At 41.0% G+C, this 20,108-nt stretch carries 20 protein-coding genes; all 20 read left to right on the forward strand.

Annotation, left to right across the window (positions count from 1 at the left end):
- Positions 1–65: 65 nt before the first annotated feature.
- The 20 genes from IGK63_RS03995 (at position 66) to IGK63_RS04090 (ending at position 20,093) form a co-directional block, all read left to right on the forward strand.
- Complete coding sequence (locus IGK63_RS03995; protein WP_016613799.1) at positions 66–770, forward strand: DeoR/GlpR family DNA-binding transcription regulator; 705 nt, start codon at positions 66–68, stop codon at positions 768–770.
- A gap of 155 nt (positions 771–925) precedes the next feature.
- Positions 926–1,243, forward strand: a complete 318-nt coding sequence (locus IGK63_RS04000) for a PadR family transcriptional regulator (protein ID WP_008377296.1) — start codon at positions 926–928, stop codon at positions 1,241–1,243.
- Positions 1,244–1,249: 6 nt separating this feature from the next.
- Positions 1,250–2,017, forward strand: coding sequence for a hypothetical protein (locus tag IGK63_RS04005; RefSeq protein WP_429972441.1), 768 nt, complete (start codon positions 1,250–1,252; stop codon positions 2,015–2,017).
- Positions 2,018–2,200: 183 nt separating this feature from the next.
- Complete coding sequence (locus IGK63_RS04010) at positions 2,201–3,145, forward strand: tocopherol cyclase family protein (RefSeq protein ID WP_016613802.1); 945 nt, start codon at positions 2,201–2,203, stop codon at positions 3,143–3,145.
- Between the two features lie 78 nt (positions 3,146–3,223).
- Complete coding sequence (locus tag IGK63_RS04015; RefSeq protein WP_016613803.1) at positions 3,224–5,203, forward strand: S9 family peptidase; 1,980 nt, start codon at positions 3,224–3,226, stop codon at positions 5,201–5,203.
- Between the two features lie 298 nt (positions 5,204–5,501).
- Positions 5,502–5,654, forward strand: a complete 153-nt coding sequence (gene rpmG / locus IGK63_RS04020) for a 50S ribosomal protein L33 (RefSeq protein WP_005225339.1) — start codon at positions 5,502–5,504, stop codon at positions 5,652–5,654.
- A 16-nt stretch (positions 5,655–5,670) separates the two neighbouring features.
- The gene (gene rpsN, locus IGK63_RS04025) at positions 5,671–5,940 is read left to right on the forward strand and encodes a 30S ribosomal protein S14 (protein WP_005237326.1); all 270 of its coding nucleotides are present in this window, start codon (positions 5,671–5,673) and stop codon (positions 5,938–5,940) included.
- A gap of 15 nt (positions 5,941–5,955) precedes the next feature.
- On the forward strand, positions 5,956–6,090 hold the full coding sequence (locus tag IGK63_RS04030) for a putative metal homeostasis protein (protein WP_005237325.1): 135 nt from the start codon (positions 5,956–5,958) through the stop codon (positions 6,088–6,090).
- A gap of 29 nt (positions 6,091–6,119) precedes the next feature.
- Complete coding sequence (gene rpmF / locus IGK63_RS04035) at positions 6,120–6,290, forward strand: 50S ribosomal protein L32 (protein ID WP_005237324.1); 171 nt, start codon at positions 6,120–6,122, stop codon at positions 6,288–6,290.
- 37 nt (positions 6,291–6,327) lie between these two features.
- Complete coding sequence (locus IGK63_RS04040; RefSeq protein ID WP_429972442.1) at positions 6,328–6,723, forward strand: hypothetical protein; 396 nt, start codon at positions 6,328–6,330, stop codon at positions 6,721–6,723.
- Positions 6,724–6,748: 25 nt separating this feature from the next.
- Positions 6,749–7,156 (forward strand): NusG domain II-containing protein, encoded by a 408-nt coding sequence (locus IGK63_RS04045; protein WP_005237322.1) that lies wholly within the window; start codon positions 6,749–6,751, stop codon positions 7,154–7,156.
- Between the two features lie 160 nt (positions 7,157–7,316).
- Positions 7,317–7,508: a hypothetical protein gene (locus IGK63_RS04050; protein ID WP_005237321.1), complete on the forward strand. Its 192-nt coding sequence runs from the start codon at positions 7,317–7,319 to the stop codon at positions 7,506–7,508.
- A 105-nt stretch (positions 7,509–7,613) separates the two neighbouring features.
- A complete protein-coding gene (locus IGK63_RS04055; protein WP_005237320.1) occupies positions 7,614–7,781 on the forward strand; it encodes a hypothetical protein in 168 nt (55 codons plus the stop codon).
- Between the two features lie 739 nt (positions 7,782–8,520).
- Entirely contained in the window at positions 8,521–10,047 is a 1,527-nt protein-coding gene (locus IGK63_RS04060) for an ABC transporter substrate-binding protein (RefSeq protein ID WP_016613805.1), read from the forward strand.
- 89 nt (positions 10,048–10,136) lie between these two features.
- Entirely contained in the window at positions 10,137–13,148 is a 3,012-nt protein-coding gene (locus IGK63_RS04065; protein ID WP_016613806.1) for an extracellular solute-binding protein, read from the forward strand.
- Complete coding sequence (locus IGK63_RS04070; protein ID WP_005237317.1) at positions 13,132–14,067, forward strand: carbohydrate ABC transporter permease; 936 nt, start codon at positions 13,132–13,134, stop codon at positions 14,065–14,067. Before IGK63_RS04065 ends, IGK63_RS04070 begins: the two co-directional genes overlap by 17 nt.
- A gap of 27 nt (positions 14,068–14,094) precedes the next feature.
- Entirely contained in the window at positions 14,095–14,964 is an 870-nt protein-coding gene (locus tag IGK63_RS04075; RefSeq protein WP_005237316.1) for a carbohydrate ABC transporter permease, read from the forward strand.
- 1 nt (position 14,965) lies between these two features.
- Complete coding sequence (locus IGK63_RS04080) at positions 14,966–16,981, forward strand: hypothetical protein (protein ID WP_429972443.1); 2,016 nt, start codon at positions 14,966–14,968, stop codon at positions 16,979–16,981.
- Positions 16,978–19,233: a DUF5696 domain-containing protein gene (locus IGK63_RS04085; RefSeq protein WP_016613809.1), complete on the forward strand. Its 2,256-nt coding sequence runs from the start codon at positions 16,978–16,980 to the stop codon at positions 19,231–19,233. The genes IGK63_RS04080 and IGK63_RS04085 overlap by 4 nt, the downstream gene beginning before the upstream one ends.
- The gene (locus tag IGK63_RS04090) at positions 19,230–20,093 is read left to right on the forward strand and encodes a carbohydrate ABC transporter permease (RefSeq protein ID WP_139843242.1); all 864 of its coding nucleotides are present in this window, start codon (positions 19,230–19,232) and stop codon (positions 20,091–20,093) included. The genes IGK63_RS04085 and IGK63_RS04090 overlap by 4 nt, the downstream gene beginning before the upstream one ends.
- The last annotated feature ends 15 nt before the right edge of the window (positions 20,094–20,108 follow it).

The raw sequence follows: 20,108 nt of genomic DNA on the forward strand, positions 1-20,108 counted from the left end.
AATGAAATGATTGATTGGTACAGGATTAAATTGGTGGGAATCTCTTTTTTAAAGGAGTTTAATGTATGGGGAAAGCAAAAGATGAGCGTAAGCAGAAAATCATGATGTATTTAAATGAAACGAAATTTGCTTCTCTGGGGGAATTAGTTGAATTCTTACATTATAGTGATGCTACGGTCAAACGCGATCTGATTGAACTGGAAAACGAAGAACAAATCAGACGTACCCGAGGTGGTGCTGTGCTGATCGATTCAGAGAAGGTCGATGCGGCTTATCTGACAAAAGTGGGGAATTATGTCAATGATGAAGAAAAACGCAGAATTGCAGAACGTGCAGTGACGTATATTGAGGACGATATGACCATTTTCGTGGACAGTTCGACCACAGCTTTGCACCTGATCCCTTACCTGAAAAAAATTCATGGGTTACGAGTGGTAACCAATAGTGTGCTAACTGCCGCACTACTATCGGAACATACTGCTGCTGAGGTGACCATCGTTGGCGGGACGGTAACGAACAAAAAGTTTACCGTTAATTCAGTTACAGCAGTCAACCAGCTCAGAACCTATCATTTTGATCTTGCACTTCTCTCATGTAGAGGATACGATGAAGAAAAAGGAGCCACTGAGAATACTGAAGGGGAAGCAGTATTTAAACAGGTATTGAAAGACTGCACCGAAAAAATTATTCTAATGGTTTTAGAATCAAAGCGGAATAAAGTATATTTTTACAAGAGCCTCTTACCCGAGGATATCGATATTGTCATCTAGAAAAAAGCATCGGGTTTGTCAAAAACGGTCTTATTTAAAAGGCCGTTTTTATTTCCACTGCTAGTATGCTTTACAAACTAGTGGCAAACACGTATACTAGGTACAACACTAGTTTGTATAACAAACTAGATAAAGGGAACCAAAGGAGGGAAATCGTGAAAGAGACGCAATTGCTAAAAGGGGTTTTGGAAGGGTGTGTTTTGCAAGTGATTGCTCAAAAAGAGATTTATGGTTATGAACTGGTACAGGAACTGAAGCAAAGAGGCTTTGAAACGATCGTTGGCGGCACGATCTATCCTTTGCTGCAGAAGTTGGAAAAACAAGAACTTATTACCTCTGAGATGAAAAAGTCACCTGAAGGACCTGATCGCAAGTATTTCTCGATCACCCCGAAAGGCATAGACTATTTGGCACAATTTAGAGAACAATGGACGAACCTAATGAAGAAAGTCGAAGGATTATTTAAGGAGTGAGGAAACATGGCAAATAAACAAGAGACGACCTATTGGCGAAAGCAAACCAATCTGATCGAGCAACAATTCAATGAGAAAAATCGCCAATTTTTTGATGATTTTCGAAGCTACCTCTTACTTTCCAGCCTTTTTTACGATGAGCATAAAGTCACAGAGCAGGTATACGCGATTGCAATGGATTTATTAGAAGCACAAACTCATGGGGAAGAGGCGCAACACTATTTTGGCAATGATCCGAAAGGGGTGGCAGATGAACTATTGGCAAACACGCCAAAGAGTAATCTCAAAGAGCGCCTCAAATTGGCGTATCTAGCGGTTGGCATCAGTTGGGGAATCAAATTTATAGCTGATTTTACAAATCAAGGACCACTGGTTCTTAACCTTCTGGATTATCTTTTGACAGGATTGGTAACTGTGTTAGCGATCATCGGGATTTTTGCGATCATCAGCAAAACCATCTATCAAAAGAAGGGCACAAGCAAAGTGATTCGTTTCGGCTCCCTGTGGCTCGTTGTGAGTGGCTGGATTGGTCTTTCACTGCTGATCAATCTGCTGACCCCAAACTGGTGGCTCCTGACGATCGCATTTCCATTTGATGTAGTATTGGTTGGCAGTTTGCTGGTAGCGGCGATCGTTTTTGTTGTATCACTCAAAGAAAAAGCTTTTTATCCGATCGTTTTTCTACTGGGGGTATTTGTGTTGCTTGGTTGCCTGCAAAAAGCTTTGGTATTTTATCACATTGGTGAGCGATCGTGGATGACCGGCGGATTTTAGACACTGTTAGTTGTAGGGTTTCTTATTTTTCTCTGGTGGACCCGTCGAGTGATGAAAGAGCAATAAGCAAAACCAGAAACAAGTGTCTTACTTGTTTCTGGCTTTTTTTACATAGAAAAAGCATTATCCTGAGGAATCTTTCTGCTTCATGCTACACTAAAAAAGAAACGGAGGGAAATCAAGATGTTGACAACAGATCAGTTCTTTCACGGCCACGACAAGCAGACCGCTTTTTTTGAAGGCTGGTACCATAAACACCAAATCGGTGAAGAAGTCTATGCTTTTATTCCTGGTTTTTCGATTCAAAAAGACGGGACCAAAGAAGTATTCATTCAAGTGATCAATCATGAGGGTGCGCATTACTTTTCCTTTCCAGAAACTGACTTTCAAGTGTCAGAAGAGGAGCGTAAAGTAACGATTGGTGACAATATCTTTAGTGAAGCAGGCATCCAAGTCTCTTTAAAAAATAACGAACTTCAAGTACAAGGGTCAGTAAAGTATAACGACCACAAACCGATTCAGCGGACACGTTATGCGCCGAGTATCATGGGTCCTTTTTCGTATCTGTCATTTATGGAGTGCTACCACGGGGTCTTGAGCATGAGTCATACCTTAGAAGGTACGCTGTACTGGAACGAAGAACCAATCGATTTTACGAACGGGATCGGTTATTTGGAAAAAGATTGGGGAACCTCCTTTCCAGCAGCTTATATTTGGGTTCAGTGCAACAGCTTTGATGCGCCAGATGTTCGGTTCTTTTTCTCCGCAGCCGACATTCCCTTTGCTGGTTTTGCTTTTTTGGGAACGATTTGTGTTCTGCAAGTCGGCAGCCAAGAATATCGTTTTGCTACTTATCATGGTGCAAAGATTCATGATGTCAAACGCACGGAAGACCGTTTAGTGATCCATCTCAAACAAAAACAGTGGCTGCTGACGATCGAAGTTTTGACGAAAGAAGGCCATTCGTTGTTAGCACCTTCTATTGGACAAATGAATCGGATCATTCGCGAAAGCGCCAGTACGGAAATCACCTTAACCCTTTTAGAAAATGGGCAAGAGATCTTAAGGCAGACAGGGAAGTCGGCTGGTTTTGAAGAAGTAGCGAATTTGCGAGGATTTCACTATTAAAAAATGCAGAAAAATTCGTTTCTTTTGATATACTAGTAGATAGTTACTGCGAAAATACGTATATTTGGAGGGAAATGAATGGAAAAAATAACGAATGAGAAACTGTTTGAACTGAAAACGATTGCGCAGCCTGCAGTGGGGCAAAATCAGGTTTTTTACTTGGAAACAGCAGTCAACCAAGAGACCAATACGTATGATTCAGCGATTTATAGTATTGACCCAAAGACCAACGAACGGCGTGAGTGGGGCACCGAAGCGACGACCCACAACAGCCTAAAGGTCTCGCCAGATGAGCAATGGCTCAGTTTTGTGACGACCGATCCAAAGAAAGGTGAAAGTACGTTATGGACGATGCCAGTGTCCGGCGGCAAGCCCCAAGCACTTGTCACTGAAAAAGGTCTGGGCGACTATTTTTGGAAGCAAGACGCAACGGCTATCTATTACCAGCTGGCACAAGAGGAGACGGTTTCAGAGAATCAAGACGACAAAGAAAAGACGGACAAGCAAAAGGAATTTCCACAAGTAAAAGCTACTACGAAAGTCAATTATTTGGCGGATGGCGTCGGCTTTTTAAAAGAAAAAAAACATTCGATCATCAAAAAAACGATCGCGACACAAGAAACGGAACTGATTTTTGAGCATAAGTATCCCTTTGTGTTCTCTGGCTTAGCGGATGATCAAGAGACTTTGTTTTTCACTTTTGACAAAGAGGAAGAAGACGAGTGGGACTATGGATCGAAGGTTTGTCTCCTAAATAGCCAGACGAAAAAGACAGAAAGTTTAGAAAACATTCTGCCAGAAGGAACGTATACTTTTGCTGCAGCGCGCAATGATCAGCTGCTATTATTAGGCAATGACCTCTCTTACGGATTTGTGACCTTGGATGATTTATTTTTGATCGATTTAAAAACGAAAGCAGTCAAAAATCTTTCCAAGGAGTTAGATGTTGCTTTTGGCAATGCGATCATCCGTGATTTTCAACAAAAAAATCGCGGCGTAGCGATCACCTGGTTGACGGATGACACATTCCTTGTACCCGTAACGGAGCATGGCAAGCTACAATTGTACCGCGCCTCGATCCAAGGAGAATGGACCAAACTGCTTGATGAAAAAATGGATATCCTTGATGCGGCGATCTATTCGGAATCCAAACTTGCTGTTGCTTATGCGACCACAACGATCCCTAGTCGCTTAGGCTTGATTGACTTAGCAAGTGGCGAAGTAACTGATCTATACGATCCCAACCAAGCAATTATGTCACAGTTAGCGATCAGTAAACCCGAAGCGTTTTGGTACGAAGGAGCAGATGGGTGGCAAATTCAAGGCTGGTATTTGCCCCCGACCGAAACACAAGAAAGTCATCCAGCAATTTTGTACATCCATGGCGGTCCGCAAGTCTGCTACGGCGAAACATTTTTCCACGAGATGCAAGTCCATGCCGCTAACGGCTATGGGGTCATCTTGTTGAACCCTCGTGGCGGGCAAGGGTACGGTCAGGCGTTTGTCAAATCGATTTTAGGTGATTATGGCAATAAAGATTATCAAGACTTGCTGTTGGGGGTTGATGCCGTGGTGGCAAACCATCCAGAAATCGATACGAACACGATCCATGTAGCTGGTGGCAGCTATGGTGGCTTTATGACCAACTGGATCGTTGGTCATACCGATCGTTTTTGTGCGGCAGTTACGCAACGCTCGATCTCAAATTGGATCAGCTTTTATGGGACGAGCGACATTGGACCTGCCTTTGTCAAATTCCAATTGTTGCGGGAACTTGATGGGACCGAAGGACTTTGGAAGATGTCGCCTTTGGCCTATGCCAGCCAAGTCAAGACACCTACGCTAGTCCTCCATGGGGAAAATGATTTGCGATGTCCGCAAGAACAAGGACAGCAGTTTTACATGGCGTTGCAGCGTAAAGGCGTCGATACGAAGCTGATACTGTTTCCTCAATCCTCTCATGGTTTATCACGCAATGGCTTGCCGAACTTGCGGATAGAACGCTTGCAGGCGATCAGTGAATGGCTTGCATCACATGAGAACAAATCAGTAAATTAACCGAAAGAAATCACCTGATAAAGGATCACGACATGGGCTGCTTGAAAAGCCCGACCAGTGATTCCTTAAAGATCAGGTGGTTTTTTTGCGCGATCAAAAGCTACAGGTTCCTGTTACCTTGCCGCCAATGACAGCAACGATTGAAAACAAATTCATATGACGTTTTCTTCACGTGTTAAATAACAAAAAGAAGAAATAGTTTTGCTTGCTTACTATGTTTGAGTGTGATATGATACAAAACGTAATCGTTACACTTTAATCTTTTTTGGTGTGACGCAAGAGGAAGGAGCTGGTTATTATGAGAAACAATATTATTTTGGCATGTGTGGAGACAGGGGAAAGACTTTATTTGACCAATAAGAACCAGCGCAATACGCCGGAACGTTTAGAATTAAAAAAATATTCACCAAAGTTGCGGCGCAGAGCGATTTTTCGTGAAATCAAGAAATAGGAAGGACAATAACTGAATGGCAAAAAAATCAAAAATGGCAAAATACAACAAGCAAGTACAACTGATCGAACAATACCGAGCAGTGCGTCAAGAATTAAAAGCGCAAGGAGATACCCAAGCATTGGCCAAACTACCGAAGGATTCGAATCCGACTCGTTTGAAGAAACGGGATATGATCGATGGTCGTCCTCGGGGCTACATGAATAAATTCGGCATGTCACGGATCAATTTCCGTAAGCATGCACACCTCGGAGAAATTCCCGGCGTTACAAAAGCAAGCTGGTAACAGAAAGGAGTCAACATGGAAAAAACGGACTTGTCTAGTGCGTATCGACGTTTAAAGAGCCCGAACATCAAAACAAGGAAACGCGCATTAAAAATCATTCATGAATTTAAACGAAACAAACGAAAAAATGCATTGCAGCTGCGTGCATAATGAAAAAGTGACAGAAAGTTGGAAATGACATGGCAGTACCTGCAAGAAAAACATCAAAAGCAAAAAAGAATAAGCGTCGGACCCACCATGGCGTCAAATCCCCAGCGATTTCGTTTGATGGGACAACAGGAACCTTCAAGCGCAGCCACCATGTATCTTTAGCAGAATACAAAGCACAGCACCCAATCGAAAAGAATTAACGCCGTCTTATGACGCCGTCCAGAAAGCAGGGGGAAAATGGAGATCATCTATCCGTCATTGATTGAAGAAGCCTATCGTCACAGTAAAAAATTTCATCCAGAGATCACCAAAGAGGCCATCTATCGCCATTTTTACGAAGCTGGTTTAATCAAAGAAAATGGCGATCCAACGGAAAAAGCCTTGTCAGAAGGGGTCGTTAAAGATTATACTGAGGACTGGGATCTTACCTTTGAAGAATTTTTGATGATCTACCCCGTGTTTCGTTCCTTTGACCCAAAGTATTTCAAGAAGATAGATCATTTTTGGGAAATGGATTTGGCTTTGCAAGAACAAATTCTTGACCAATGGGAGCAAGAAACCTTCACAGAGGAAGAGATCATTGATCTAACTGCTTTTTTCGAAGAGCGATTACCTTCTAAAAAGGAACAGTGAATGAACAGTGAAAGGCGTACATGTGATGAAAAAGACGATCCAGCCATTTTTAAAACTTTTAAAGCCCTATGATTATCTGTTGTTTGTTCTATTAGTTGTTGGCTCTTTTTTACCGCTTTTTCTATTTGAAGCGCAAGCCCAAAGTGATACTGGGGATCGTTATGCGATCGTGCGAATCAATGGGGAAGAAGTTGACCGTTTTAACTTGGAAGAAATCGATGCGATGGAAAAAACGTATTATCCAGCAGAAGGTCAGTACAATATCGTCGAGATCAAAGATGGTGCTATCCGAGTGCGTGAAGACAATAGCCCCGACCAAATTGCTGTCAAAACCAGCTGGATCTATCGCAATGGACAGACGAGCATTTGCTTGCCTCATAAGCTAGTGATCGAGATCAAGCAAGCTGGTGCTTCTGACTATTTAATTTATTAATCGAACTTTGTGGTAGTTGGAAACTACACTATTTTGTGTTGGTGGGAAATCGTTGGATTTTCTACTGACACTTTTTTATTGAAAATAGAAAATAAGTGCGTCTAACTGGAGACAATCTGTCGATCAAACTCAGTCTCATTTGATAAGAAACGAGGAGCATATGAAAAAGATAAGTTTCTGCAAACATCCTTCAAACCAAAGCTATGTCAATAATGCTGTATTGCCAGAAATGGGGAACGGTGAAGGGGAGAAGAAAGGATCGTTCCGTTTGTTCAACAAATTTTCTTCTAAACCTAGAAAAACAGTTCAGCATTACGAAGCATTGGTTGCGTCTAAATCGCTTGTCCAATAAAGAGGAACGAAAACCCTAAAAATCCTTTTTTATGAAGGGCTATAAGTTGAAGATTTTTTTTATTTGCGATAGGCTATTAGTAAAGCATTCGGGAGATGAAAACACATGAAATTTAAATTGAATCTAAAAGAAAAAGTAACGGAAGTTGCAGAGCATGTCTATGATGTGGTGAAAAAGGAAGATTATGCGATTCGTGTGGCTCCAAAAGGAATCAAAGTAACGAAACAGCGCAAGACGAAAGACACGATCAAATGGCGTTCAAAGAATCACTAATATCCTCTTCAACAATAAATAGTTTTTAATGAGCAGAAGAAAATGAGAAAAAAGCATGATGCAAGCATCAATGCTTTTTTTTGTTGCCTGAAATAGAAAACCAGCAAGCAGCAGGAGTTAAATGGTTTGATTAATTAATCGTTCAGGTCGTCTATAGAATGTTATGTTATATTATTATTAATCAGTTTTTTTCTATTTCATTAAAATTGTCTTAAAAATATATTTTTTTAATTATTTAAGGCTCTTTTAGACGAAAATAATCTGATATGTTAAACGAAATAGGTGGGTTATTTATACAAATTATAAGTTTTATATTGAGTATCTGTTATCATATGGTACTATTGATTTATATATTAAGCGCTTTCATAGGTGAGAGAGGCTTTTCTATCGTCAGTTGAGGACTAAAAGAAGAGCTAAAAGTTCTTGCTTCATCCTCGCTTGGGTAGATTATTGATCAAAAGAAAGAGGATGACAGGTAATCACATACTTCGGCATCCTGATAAACAGAAGAATCAGGAGAAAAAGGCAATAACGTTCTAATCTCTATCGTTTAAGAGCGTGCATTGCAAAGTTAGAAGTAGATTGGAAGCAAATGAAGCAAGTAATGAATAATAGTTAAACGTTTACGTATTACTTACGTAAACGTTTAACTAAAAGTGATTTTTTAAGTCCTTAAGGAAAGTACCTCCATTTCCATAAGAAAAATAAAAGACAAAAATATAAATGAGGAGTGTTTTGTATGAAAAAAAGCAAAATAGTAAGGTCGGTCTGTTTGTTCTCAAGTTTATTCCTTTTAGGAGCTTGTAGTAATTCCAATGATCCAGATACCACAGAATCTGGAAACCATGTTACATCTGATGAAGAAGGGGATTTGGCATGGCAAGAAGAGGAGATCGATCTGGTTTTTGCCAGCCGCTATTATGGGGAAGAAAATAGCGAAAATCCAATGTGGTTAAATATTGAGAAATTTATGGAGAAGTATCCAAATATCAACGTTATTCGCGATGCGCAATTTGCCAATGGCGAGAAGGGAAACTTTGAACAATTGGAAATGCTGAATGCCCGTGCGCAAGACAATGACTTACCAGACATTTACTTTTCGCCGATGTCTGCTGAAGTTTATGATCGTGAGTTTACGCTTGATTTAACACCTTATTTAGAAGCAGATGATGAAGCGCAATGGATCTCTGATAATGCGATGGAGTTTTTACGTACCCATGATGGTGAAGAAATCTATGGCTTGGCTTGGCAGTCTGTTTCCCAATATGTATTAGTGAATACACGTCTTTTGAGAGAAAATAATCTCTCGATTCCAGATTATAACTGGAGTTATGAAGAGTATGAAGAGCTTCGAAGTGAAATTGCAGTTTTGACAGCCAATAGCCCGATCTTTCCCGGCGTTGTTGGGTTTGGGGAAATAGGACCTAATTATTTTGATGATATTCCCAATGGGTGGAAAGGGTTCAATATTGAAACAGAACGATGGGATTTAGCTAGTGCGACAAACTTTGGCGAGTACTATGAGCGATTTGCCCGTGAAGCGATCGAAGGATTGCATTTTTATGATCTCAGTGAAGAAGAACGAGTTGCAAAAGTCGGCAACTTGAGTTGGGCATTTGGTGATGGCTTGCAAGTCTTAGAAAGTGGTTGGTTGTGGGCATTAAGCGGCGATGTCTCTGAATTGATTGAAACACGAGACATGGAGATCGATATTTATCCAATGCCAACTGCTCCTCGTGGCGAAACATACATTCCTGGTTACTATGATACTTTTAGTATCTCTAGTCAGTTAGAAGATGATCCGGTGAAGGCTCAGGCGGCGTTTGAGCTGTTGAAGTGGCTAACTTATGGCGAGGAAGGCTTACTTTCAAGATGGGCCTTGATCGATGAATACTCAGGTCTTCCAGAAGATGCACCATTACGAGCTGAGGATCGTTTGATGGACTTCATTCAAGGATGGCCAATTACGACTAATCCAACGGTGTTAGCGAATCATCCATTGGTAAAAGGGTTCGATGAAGAGAGTGGATTAGCTAACTACAATTTCGCCGCTTTTAAAGAAGAAGCCTTCCAGCAACAATTATCTAACCCTGTCGCTTATCCGAGACAAATGCCTGGTTTCTCTAATGTCCAAGGGGATGTTGATCCTTGGGAAATCATGCATCAAATCAAGGATGAAGGAGTTCGCTATAGTGACATCGCTAGCGAATGGGACCGCAGAATCAATGAACAGATCGAAGAATACTTACGACAATACAATCGTTGATCACTTCTATCAGTACCTACCTTGTTATGGTCATTTGAACCATAACAAGGTTTCCTTACATCAAAAAATGAGTGATAGGTTGGGATTCTATGACAAAGAAAAAAAGAAGTATGTTTCAAATAGCCTGGTCAATCGGCATCACAACAGTGATCGTATTGGCATCCGTTCTTTTTTCTAGAAATGATACCGAACAAGAAAAGGAAGTAAGTCGGAGTGATCTAAGGAGTACGGAAGAATTAATGGCTTTTTCCCACGAAGCAGATCATTACTATGCGGTAGCGATGGAACGATTACGAGAAGGGCTTGAAATACCTACTGAGGAGTCAGTTAACTTAGCGCAAGAGCGCCTGGGTGGTGAATTGGTGCCTCCTTCTCAGAGTAAGAACTATGAGGGATATGTCACGAATCTTCAAGCTGGAGATAAAATCGAGTTGACCATCAATGCGCCTGTTGGGGGTTTGTATGAGGTTTGGCTGGATTACCGTGTAGAAGAGCAGACATTTTTAAACCCAGAACTGTCCTTCGAAATCAACGATACGACTCAGTTTAATGAGATGAACGCCTTAACGTTGCCCTTGCAATGGCAACAAGCGCACGAGGAATCTGCAATTCAATTTGATCGTTATGGCGATCAGCTTCAGGTGCGATCAGAGCTAGCTGGGGAATGGGACCAACAACCATTGAAAGACCCAAATCATTTCTTTGCTGATCCGTTGAAGTTTGAACTAACAGAAGGTGAGAACACGCTTTCCTTCGAATTGATTGAAGGAGCTATTTTACTAGGAGATATCATTATCAAGAACACGCAACGATCCATCCTTTCCTATGAGGAATATCTTGTCGTGCACGAAGGCGCATCAAAACAAAATGATCAACAATTATTGACGATCGAGACAGAAAATCCTGTGACTAAAAGTCGAAGAAGTATCCGCGGTCAATATCTTCGTAACCCAGCATTAAGTCCCTATGACTATCAAACCCGATTATTGAATGTTTTAGATGGTGCTTCTTTTTCTGAGCCTGGGGACCAAGTGTCGTATGTTTTGACTGTGGAAGAGAGTGGCTTTTACCAAATCACCTTCAAATACTTACAAAACATGAATAACGGAATGCCTGCTAGAAGACGAATCGAGTTAAATGGCGAAGTTCCGTTTGAAGAATTGAGTACTTATTCCTTTGATTATTCAAATAAGTGGATCCATGAAACACTGAGTGATGATGAGGGAAACGCCTTTTTATTTTATTTAGAAGAGGGACAACATACGCTATCGCTTGTCATTGACAGCACGCTTGTTGCAGCACCATACCATGAATTGTTGGCATTACTGGCAAAGATGGATGGCATCGATGCGGAAGTGGTGCGCTTGACGGGTGGATTGGTTGATCGTCAGAGAGACTGGCGGATCGAAACCTATTTCCCAGAACTCAAAACATCATTAGCAGAGATCCTAGATGGATTGAACGCACAAAGAGAAGTGTTGATCGATTTATTAGGCAATGAAAAATTACCGATTTTGACAGAATTAGCGGTTGCAATCGCTATGGTCGAGAGTTTCTATGAACAGCCGGATACATTGCCTCATTATTTAACCCGTTTTAATCAAGGCTACTCCTCGGCCTACGGAAGGATCCAATCTGTCTTACCAACTTTAATTGCTAGTCCCTTATCAATGGATCGAATTTTTATCCATGATGCGAATGTCGAACTGCCAAGGGAGCGAGTAGGGATTTTTACCACAGCTTTGGAAAGCGTAAAGGCATTTGCTTATACGTTTATCAATCCAAGATATCGTCAAATAAATGAAACTGAGGGAGAAGCAATAGAGGTTTGGGTCAATCAATCGCGTTTAAATTTAGAGATCATTCAGCGACTTGTTGATGAAGAATTTACACCTAAAACGGGCATCCAAGTGAATTTATCCTTGTTGCCTGATGAACAACGAATCATCTTAAACAATGCTGCAGGAAGTGTGCCGGATGCGGCCTTAAGTGTCAGTCATGGGATGCCTTTTGAGTTGGGACTGCGAGGAATCATCGAAGATCTAAGTGAGCTGGAAGGATTTGAGCAGCTTACCGCTGAATACAACCCAAATTCCTTTACGCAATATATCTATGACGAAGGAGTCTATGCGATTCCAGAAACACAGACAGTCAAGTTACTTTATTACCGTAAGGATCTGTTGGAGATGATCGGAGAAGAACCACCGCAAACATGGGAAGAAATGATCAGCATCATTCCATTATTACAAAGATACGATATGAATATTTATATCCCTTTAGGATCCGACAGTTCACATAAAGGATTCGACACGACCACGCCGTTTATTTATCAGTATGGCGGGCGGTTGTTCGATGACACTGGGAGTCAGACGGAGATTCATTTAGGTGGTTCCTATGAAGCGTTTGATTTTATGACCAGTCTTTTTACAGTCTACAACATGCCCTTGACTACTGCGCAATTCTATCAGAGTTTTCGTGATGGGAAAACTCCTATTGGGATCGGCGATGCTAATCTCTATGTGCAATTGAAGCATGCAGCGCCTGAAATTGCCGGTCAGTGGGGGATGATCCCAATTCCTGGGATCGAAAATGACAGTGGAGAGATCGAACGATGGGATCCTACCTATGGTTCTGCGTCGATTATTTTTAGCGATAGTGAGAAAAAAGCAGAAAGCTGGTCTTTCTTACAATGGTGGAACAGCAGCCAAACACAGGCGACGTTCTCCTATGATCTGCAGGCGACTCTGGGACACCAATTTCTCTATTTGCCAGCCAACCTAGAAGGATTCAAAGCAAGTGCTTGGCCGCAAGAATCAAAGCAAGTGATTTTAGAGCAATGGCAATGGATTCAAACAACAGGGAGAGTTCCCGGTGATTATATTGTAGAAAGAGAGCTTAGCAATGCTTGGAACAAAGTAGTTCTCGATGGAGAGAATCCGCGGATCGCCATCGATCATGCGGTCAGGATAATCGACAAAGAGTTGGAAAGAAAATTGAGGGAGTTTGGGTATATCCAAGAAGACGTCTTGGTTCGGCCTTTTAATGTTCCCGTACTAGAAACAATTGAAAGGTGGATACCAAGTCATGATGGGGATAACTAAATCAAATCAAAAGACAGCCAAAAAAGAGTATCGCTGGCTAGATCGTCTGCTGAATTCATCGTTTCTCTTTCTTTCGCCTTATGCGCTATTATTTGGCTTGTTAATTTTATTGCCAGTCATCGTCGCATTTCTTTTGTCCTTTACCTATTTCAATACTGTTCAATTTCCAGAATTCATCGGGTTTCAAAATTACATTGATTTGATTATGGGAGATACGATCTTTTTACAAAATGCGCTGATGAATACGATTTTGTATGGTGTGATTGTTGGGCCTGTCGGCTATATGCTCGCTTTTTTTCTCGCCTGGAATATTTCGCAAGTTACCCATCGAATGCGGACCATTTATACAGTGATCATTTACTCACCTTCGATTACAGGCTCCATCATGATGGGGACAGTTTGGCGGGTTTTATTCAGTGGTGATGAGACCGGCTACTTGAATCATTGGCTCTTAGAGTGGGGCATTGTGCGAGAGCCGATTCAATTTTTACAACAGCCAACGATTTTATTTGTCATTATGATTTTTATCGGGATCTGGAGTAGCATGGGGGTCGGCTTTTTAGCTATGCTAGGCGGGTTATTGAATATCGATCGCTCACTTTATGAAGCAGGAAGTATTGATGGAGTGAAAAATAGATGGCAGGAAGTCTTCTTTATTACCATTCCTTCCATGAAGCCACAAATGCTATTTGGCGCAGTCATGGCCATCGTTGGCACGTTTAACACAGCTGGCTTGGCGGCAGCTTTGAGTGGTGGCAATCCACCACCTCAATATTCCGGCTGGTTGATCGTCGATCATGCCCAAGATTTTGGCTTTACCCGGTATGAGTTAGGCTATGCCTCAGCTGTTACAGTTGTGCTATTACTTATTGTGATTCTATTTAATCGTGTCAGCTATAAGCTGTTTAGTGAAAACTAAAATTATTATTTAGAGAGTGGTGAAAAGATGTCCAGTCCCGTCAAAGTGAATCCGCAGCGATTTCATAAGGATCAACTAAAAATACATGTACTTTTGGTCTTCGTCTCATTGATCATGGGGTTACCAGTGATCTTTATTGTGAATCATGCATTTAAACCTTTTACCGAGTTATTTGCTTATCCGCCGACTTTTTTTGTTCGACAACCCACATTAGAAAACTTTCAACTACTGACCAATTTTTCCAATCAGTCAGGCATACCAATGAGCCGCTATTTATTCAATAGTTTATTCGTAGCGTTCACGTTGATTGTCTTGACGTTGTTGATCAGTTCCTCTGCTGCCTTTGCATTGTCTAAACTGCATTTTAAAGGTAAGGAGACCTTCAATAAAATCAATACTTTGGCGCTGATGTTCGTTCCGGTTGCGGTGGCGATCCCCCGATTTCTGATCATTGTTCAATTGGGCTTATACAACTCGATTTGGGCACATATTATCCCAATGTTGGCAATGCCTGTCGGCTTGTTTTTATTGAAGCAATTTATCGATCAGATCCCAGATTCTTTGATCGAAGCAGCTAAAATGGATGGAGCAAGCTTCGCCCGAATTTATTGGAGTATTATCATGCCGATGATCAAACCAGCACTGATCACTGTTTCGTTGTTGACGTTTCAGTCCGTATGGGGCAACGTAGAAGCTTCAGCGATTTTTATGGATAGTGAAACTATCCGTACGCTTCCGTTTTATATGTCGACCCTATCTTCGCAAACGGGAAATGTCGTCGCAAGTGCGGGTGTCGAAGCGGTTGGTGGACTGATTATGTTTGTCCCTAATTTATTGTTGTTTATCATTTTACAAAATAAAGTCATGAATTCAATGGCGCATACGGGGATCAAGTGATATGAAAAAGATGACGATGCTTATTTTATTTGTTATGGTCTTCGCAACTATTTTACCGAATAAAGCCGTTGCCCAAGAGGTTCCATATTTTACTTTTACGACGGATAGTGAAAATTATTTTTTGCGGACCCAAACAGCCTATACACCTGCAAAAGAAATCACAGCGTTTGATGGTCATTCATTTGTCGAACCAAATCATGTTTTTGTTGATAATGAAGACAATGTTTATATTTCTGATACGGGGCTGAATCAAGTCATCATTCTTGATAAAACGTTGTCCTATCAAGGATTTCTAGAGAGTGAAGAATTAGTGGAAGTACATAGTACTTTCGTGACAGAAGATATTATTTATGCAGTAGATACGAGCCAAAATAAAATTTTCTCATATGACAAAGAGAGCCATGAATTATTACAAGAAATTGGTACGCCAGATGCACCTGTATTCAATGAAGGCTATCCTTTCTTACCGACGCATCTTGCGGTGGATATGCGAGGGAACATCTATGTTCGAAGTTCTGAATCAAGTAATGGCTTGATTATGCTGAATCGTGCAGGAGAGTTCGTGACTTTTTTTGGTGCCAATCCCTTAAATGTCCCCCTCTTAGATCAAATCCGTTCCTTCTTTTTAACAGAAACGCAGCAACAAGCGATGGAAACTGTCTTTCCAAACATTATCGCGGATGTGAGTATTGACCAAAAAGGATTTGTTTACACGGTGACCTCTTCGTTGGCAAATGGTGCGATCAAAAAGTTTAACGTTGCAGGGACCAATTATTTTCCAGACAATTTGTTAGGTGAGTTTAATATGGAAAGTATTTGGGTCGGTCAGCAGGACAGTGTTTATGCAGTTTCTTCAGATGGTTGGATCTATGAGTACGATTCTCAAGGGCAGTTGCTCTTCGTATTTGGAGGGAATGATGTGATCTCTAGTCGTTTCGGGATTTTAAGCCGACCTACGAGTATTGCAGCAACGTCCGAAAATGAGCTGATCGTCGTCGATCAAGGAGCCGCTTCGCTAGTGAAGTATGAACGCACTCGTTTCACCGAAGCGGTCCATCAAGCCATGAGTAGTTATCAACAAGGAGAGTACCGAGTCAGTCAAGAACTTTGGGAATATACCTTGAATTATAATTCAGTGTTTGATAATGCACGGATCGGATTGGGTAACGCTTACTTGCGAGAAGGTGAAGCACAGTTGGCGTACCAAGAATTTATGAGTGCTGAGTTTACACCAGGAATATCAGCGGCTTTTTGGGAGATTCGACAAGACTGGTTGAGTGCCAATTTAAATACGTTGTTTGTCTTGATGATGGTTGGATTGATATTGTGGAGTTTATGGCGATTGGTGAAGAAATTTAGTCGGCGTTCTATTTCACTCACTCATAAGCTTCAATGGCTGAAAAAGTATAAATTCGTCGATAATTTTTTGTTTATTTTCGAGTTTCATCAAGCAATTTTTGATGGGATCTATACGATCAAGCGTCGCAAACGGGTATCCGTGTTCTTCTCTATGATTCTCTTTCTTCTCTACATCGGTTTGTTTCTCATGTACCATCAATGGACGAATGTGATCTTTGTAGCAGATAATCCTTATCTTTTGTATGAGCTAGCAACCTTCATTTTTGTCGTCTTGTTATGGATGGTATCGAATTACTTGATTTGCTCGATCAATGATGGGGAAGGCACGTTTCTTCAAAGTGTCAATGGGACAGCTTATGCGATGACACCAATATTGTTTGTTTTCCCAGTGGTGATTTTGCTGAGTAATGGTCTTACTTTAGAACAAAGCGTCTTTTTTTATCTCCCACAAGCGATTGCAGGTCTTTGGGTCTTATTTTTAAAATTTTTTGTGATCAAAGATCTACACAACTATGAAGTTGGCGAGACCTTTACGATTATCTTCAAAAGTATTTTTACCATGTTGATTATTGGATTGTGTGTGTTTGTCCTTTATACATTAGGCAGCCAGCTAATCAACTTTATTCTAGACGTGATAACTGAGGTGAGTGCCCGATGAATAAGAAATGGCTGACTTATATACTATTTTTACCAGTGATTGTTTTACTGGGATTTTGGTTGTTCGATTCGCAAGAGGTAAGACCTACGATCGAGCCGCTGATGAATGATTTTCAGGCGGTGACTGTCAATACCGCAGCAAACGTTTCTGAGGGGAGGTATGAGGCACCATCAGAAATTCCAGACACTTTTCGATTAGCGGCTGAAAATGAACAACTCGTGTTGTATGTCGAGGAGGAGACGGCAGCAATTCTTGTCTTTGATAAGGTGAATGGTGAGCAGTGGGCGTCTTATGATTACCAAGCAGACTATGTTGAGATGCAGTATAGTCAAGAAATCATCAATTATATCAAGTCCGGTGTTTCGATCGTTACCTATGACCGAGCCACACCGGGACGGCGTACCCTGATGGACTCAGGGGTCACGAGGGAATACCAATTTCATGAGGATGGCTTTGTTGTTGCAATTGATTTTACTTCACAAAAGATTCGTTTTGAAATGAGGGTCACTATTCAAGGCGGGGATCTTCTTGTTCATATTCCGAAGGAGAGTATTGAAGAATACAATGAAAACCTTTGGCAGCCGGGAAACAATAATATTTCATTGAACCAATTGATCATGTATCCTTTTTTTGCTAGTACAGAAGGGGAAGAAACGGGGTATTTGGTCATACCCGATGGTCCTGGAGCAACCATTCGCCTTGATGAGACACCGCGGTCATTGGTGGGGTATTCGGCACCAGTCTATGGTTTAGATCAAGGATATGAGGACAATCCTCGAGGCGGTGCCTATCCTTCAAAACCAATTGAACTTTTGACATTGCCTCTTTATGGTGTGATCAAAGAAGAGAATAGTGCCGGTGTTTTAGTCATTTCTGAAAACGGAGAAAGCTATGCCACGTATAACTATCGACCCAAAAATACGGATACACATTTCTATCAATCCTATTTTACTTATACGTATCGAACCGCCTATTCTCAATTTCAAAGTCGGATCAATGAAGATCAGCATATCCTAGGTTTTCAAGAGCTTCCCAACGAGTATGATGTCGTGCAACGCTATGTTTTCTTGCGAGAAGATGAGGCAAATTATGTTGGGCTGGCAAAGAGTTATCGCAGCTTTATTGAACAGCTTGGAAAAACCAAAGAGAAAGAAACGCCCGAACAATCGCTGCCTTTAAAAATCGATTTTTTGATGAATGAAGTAAAGATGGGGAATTTGGGGATTGAGGAAATAACCTTGACAGATCCTCTTCAAGCAAAAGCTATCACGGAACAATTACTAGAAAATGGCATCGAGCAATTAACCGTCACTGCCAAAGCGTTTCTGCAAGACCGTTGGACGTATGGCATTGGCCCACAAAAAAATCTGAACAATGACGATGATTTCCAAGCGTTACTGGCTTACTTTCATGAACACGAGGTAGATTTCAATTTTTACGTCGACTATACAAAAACGTATCACAATGCAAGCAATCAGCAAACATACAAATTAAATCGGAATGACTTTCAATTTTTTGATCCTGAAAAGGCAACCCTCAATTATATGAACAGTCCGTACTTCTATGCTTCATCTTTAGAAAATGATTTAACGACACTCGCTGATCTTGCGGGAGTAAGTCTGGCTTTGGCTGGTTTTGATCACAATGTATTTACTTTTTTTGAAGAACGTCAGATCCATAGTAGTCTTGTGACGATGACCAGTGTCAAACAGCTGCTTGAGCGGTTGGAAGCAGCTGAAATAGCAACGAATATCTATCAACCAAATGCGTATCTTTTCCCTTATCTTGATGAGTATTATGATACACCCATCTACTCTTCCGGTTTTGTGTTTATTGATGAAACGATTCCTTTATTGCAGCTGATTTTAAGTGGCCAAGTAGAGATGTATTCTACGTATCTTAATAGTGTTTCCCATGATCAAGATACTCTTTTGCGGCTGATCGAATTTGGTGTTTATCCCACATTTGTCTTGACGGGAGAGCCTGCATACAAAATGAAAAATACTGGGGCGAGTGCGATCACTGTTTCGGAATATGAGTATTTATCAGAGCGAATCATGTTTTATTATGAAGCGATGGATGAAGCTTTGTCAGTTGTCAGAGGGAGTGAGATGGTCGATCATCAACTCTTAGCCGACGGAGTCGTTCAAGTAACCTATGCAAATCAAAAGACACTAACAATCAACTATAATGAGACAACCTTTGAAACAGGAGAAGTCATAGTAGAAGGAAAGGGGGTCGTTGTACGGTGAAATTATCCATGCAAAAGAAAAAGAAATTAACAGGGCTGCTTTTTGTTAGTCCATGGATCATTGGGTTTCTGACATTAGTGGCCTATCCGCTTACTCGAACGATCTTCTTTAGCTTTCATAATGTCTCCTATGGCATTCGTTCTGGCTGGCGTTATAATTGGGTCGGTTGGGAGAACTATGACCGAATTTTGTTTCAGGATATTGACTTCGTGATTGCCTTACAAGATTTTTTTGTTGCTACCTTGTTTCAAGTTCCTGTGATTATCGCTTTATCGGTGATTATTGCCATGCTTTTGAATCAAAAAATTCACGGCAATTGGTTCTTTCGCTTAGTCTTTTTTCTACCAATCATTATCTTAAGTGGCAAATTGATGACTATGATCAGTGAGTATGGTGGTACAGGGATCGTTGAGAATCTAGTGATTCTCAATATCTTAGATTTATTTATTCCTTCACAAGCCGTTGTCCTGCTGGTTGCAGAATTATTTGAAATGATTGCGCAACTATTGTGGTATTGTGCAGTTCCGGTATTGATTTTTCTAGCATCCCTCCAAAATGTCAACCCGAGCATTTATGAGGCCGCATCAATCGATGGTGCTTCTTCTTGGGTCAGTTTTTGGAAAATCACCTTACCAATCATTTTTCCACTGATCAATGTAGCGGTCGTCTTTATTGTGGTTTTTTTAGCGAATTTTGAAGCAAATCCGATTGTTTCGATCATTCTGGAATCGACCTACGATGGAGCGAGAAGAGAAGGCTATGCGTCAGCGATTGCTATTTTATATACGTTGTTCCAATTCATAATGATTGGTATTTTGTATATGGTCATAAAAGAACGCAAGAAAAGTAAGGCGGGTTAAGAATGATGATACGAC

Origin of the sequence: Enterococcus sp. AZ040 (assembly GCF_050499185.1) — a bacterium.
Classification (GTDB): Bacteria; Bacillota; Bacilli; order Lactobacillales; family Enterococcaceae; genus Enterococcus_D; species Enterococcus_D entomosocium.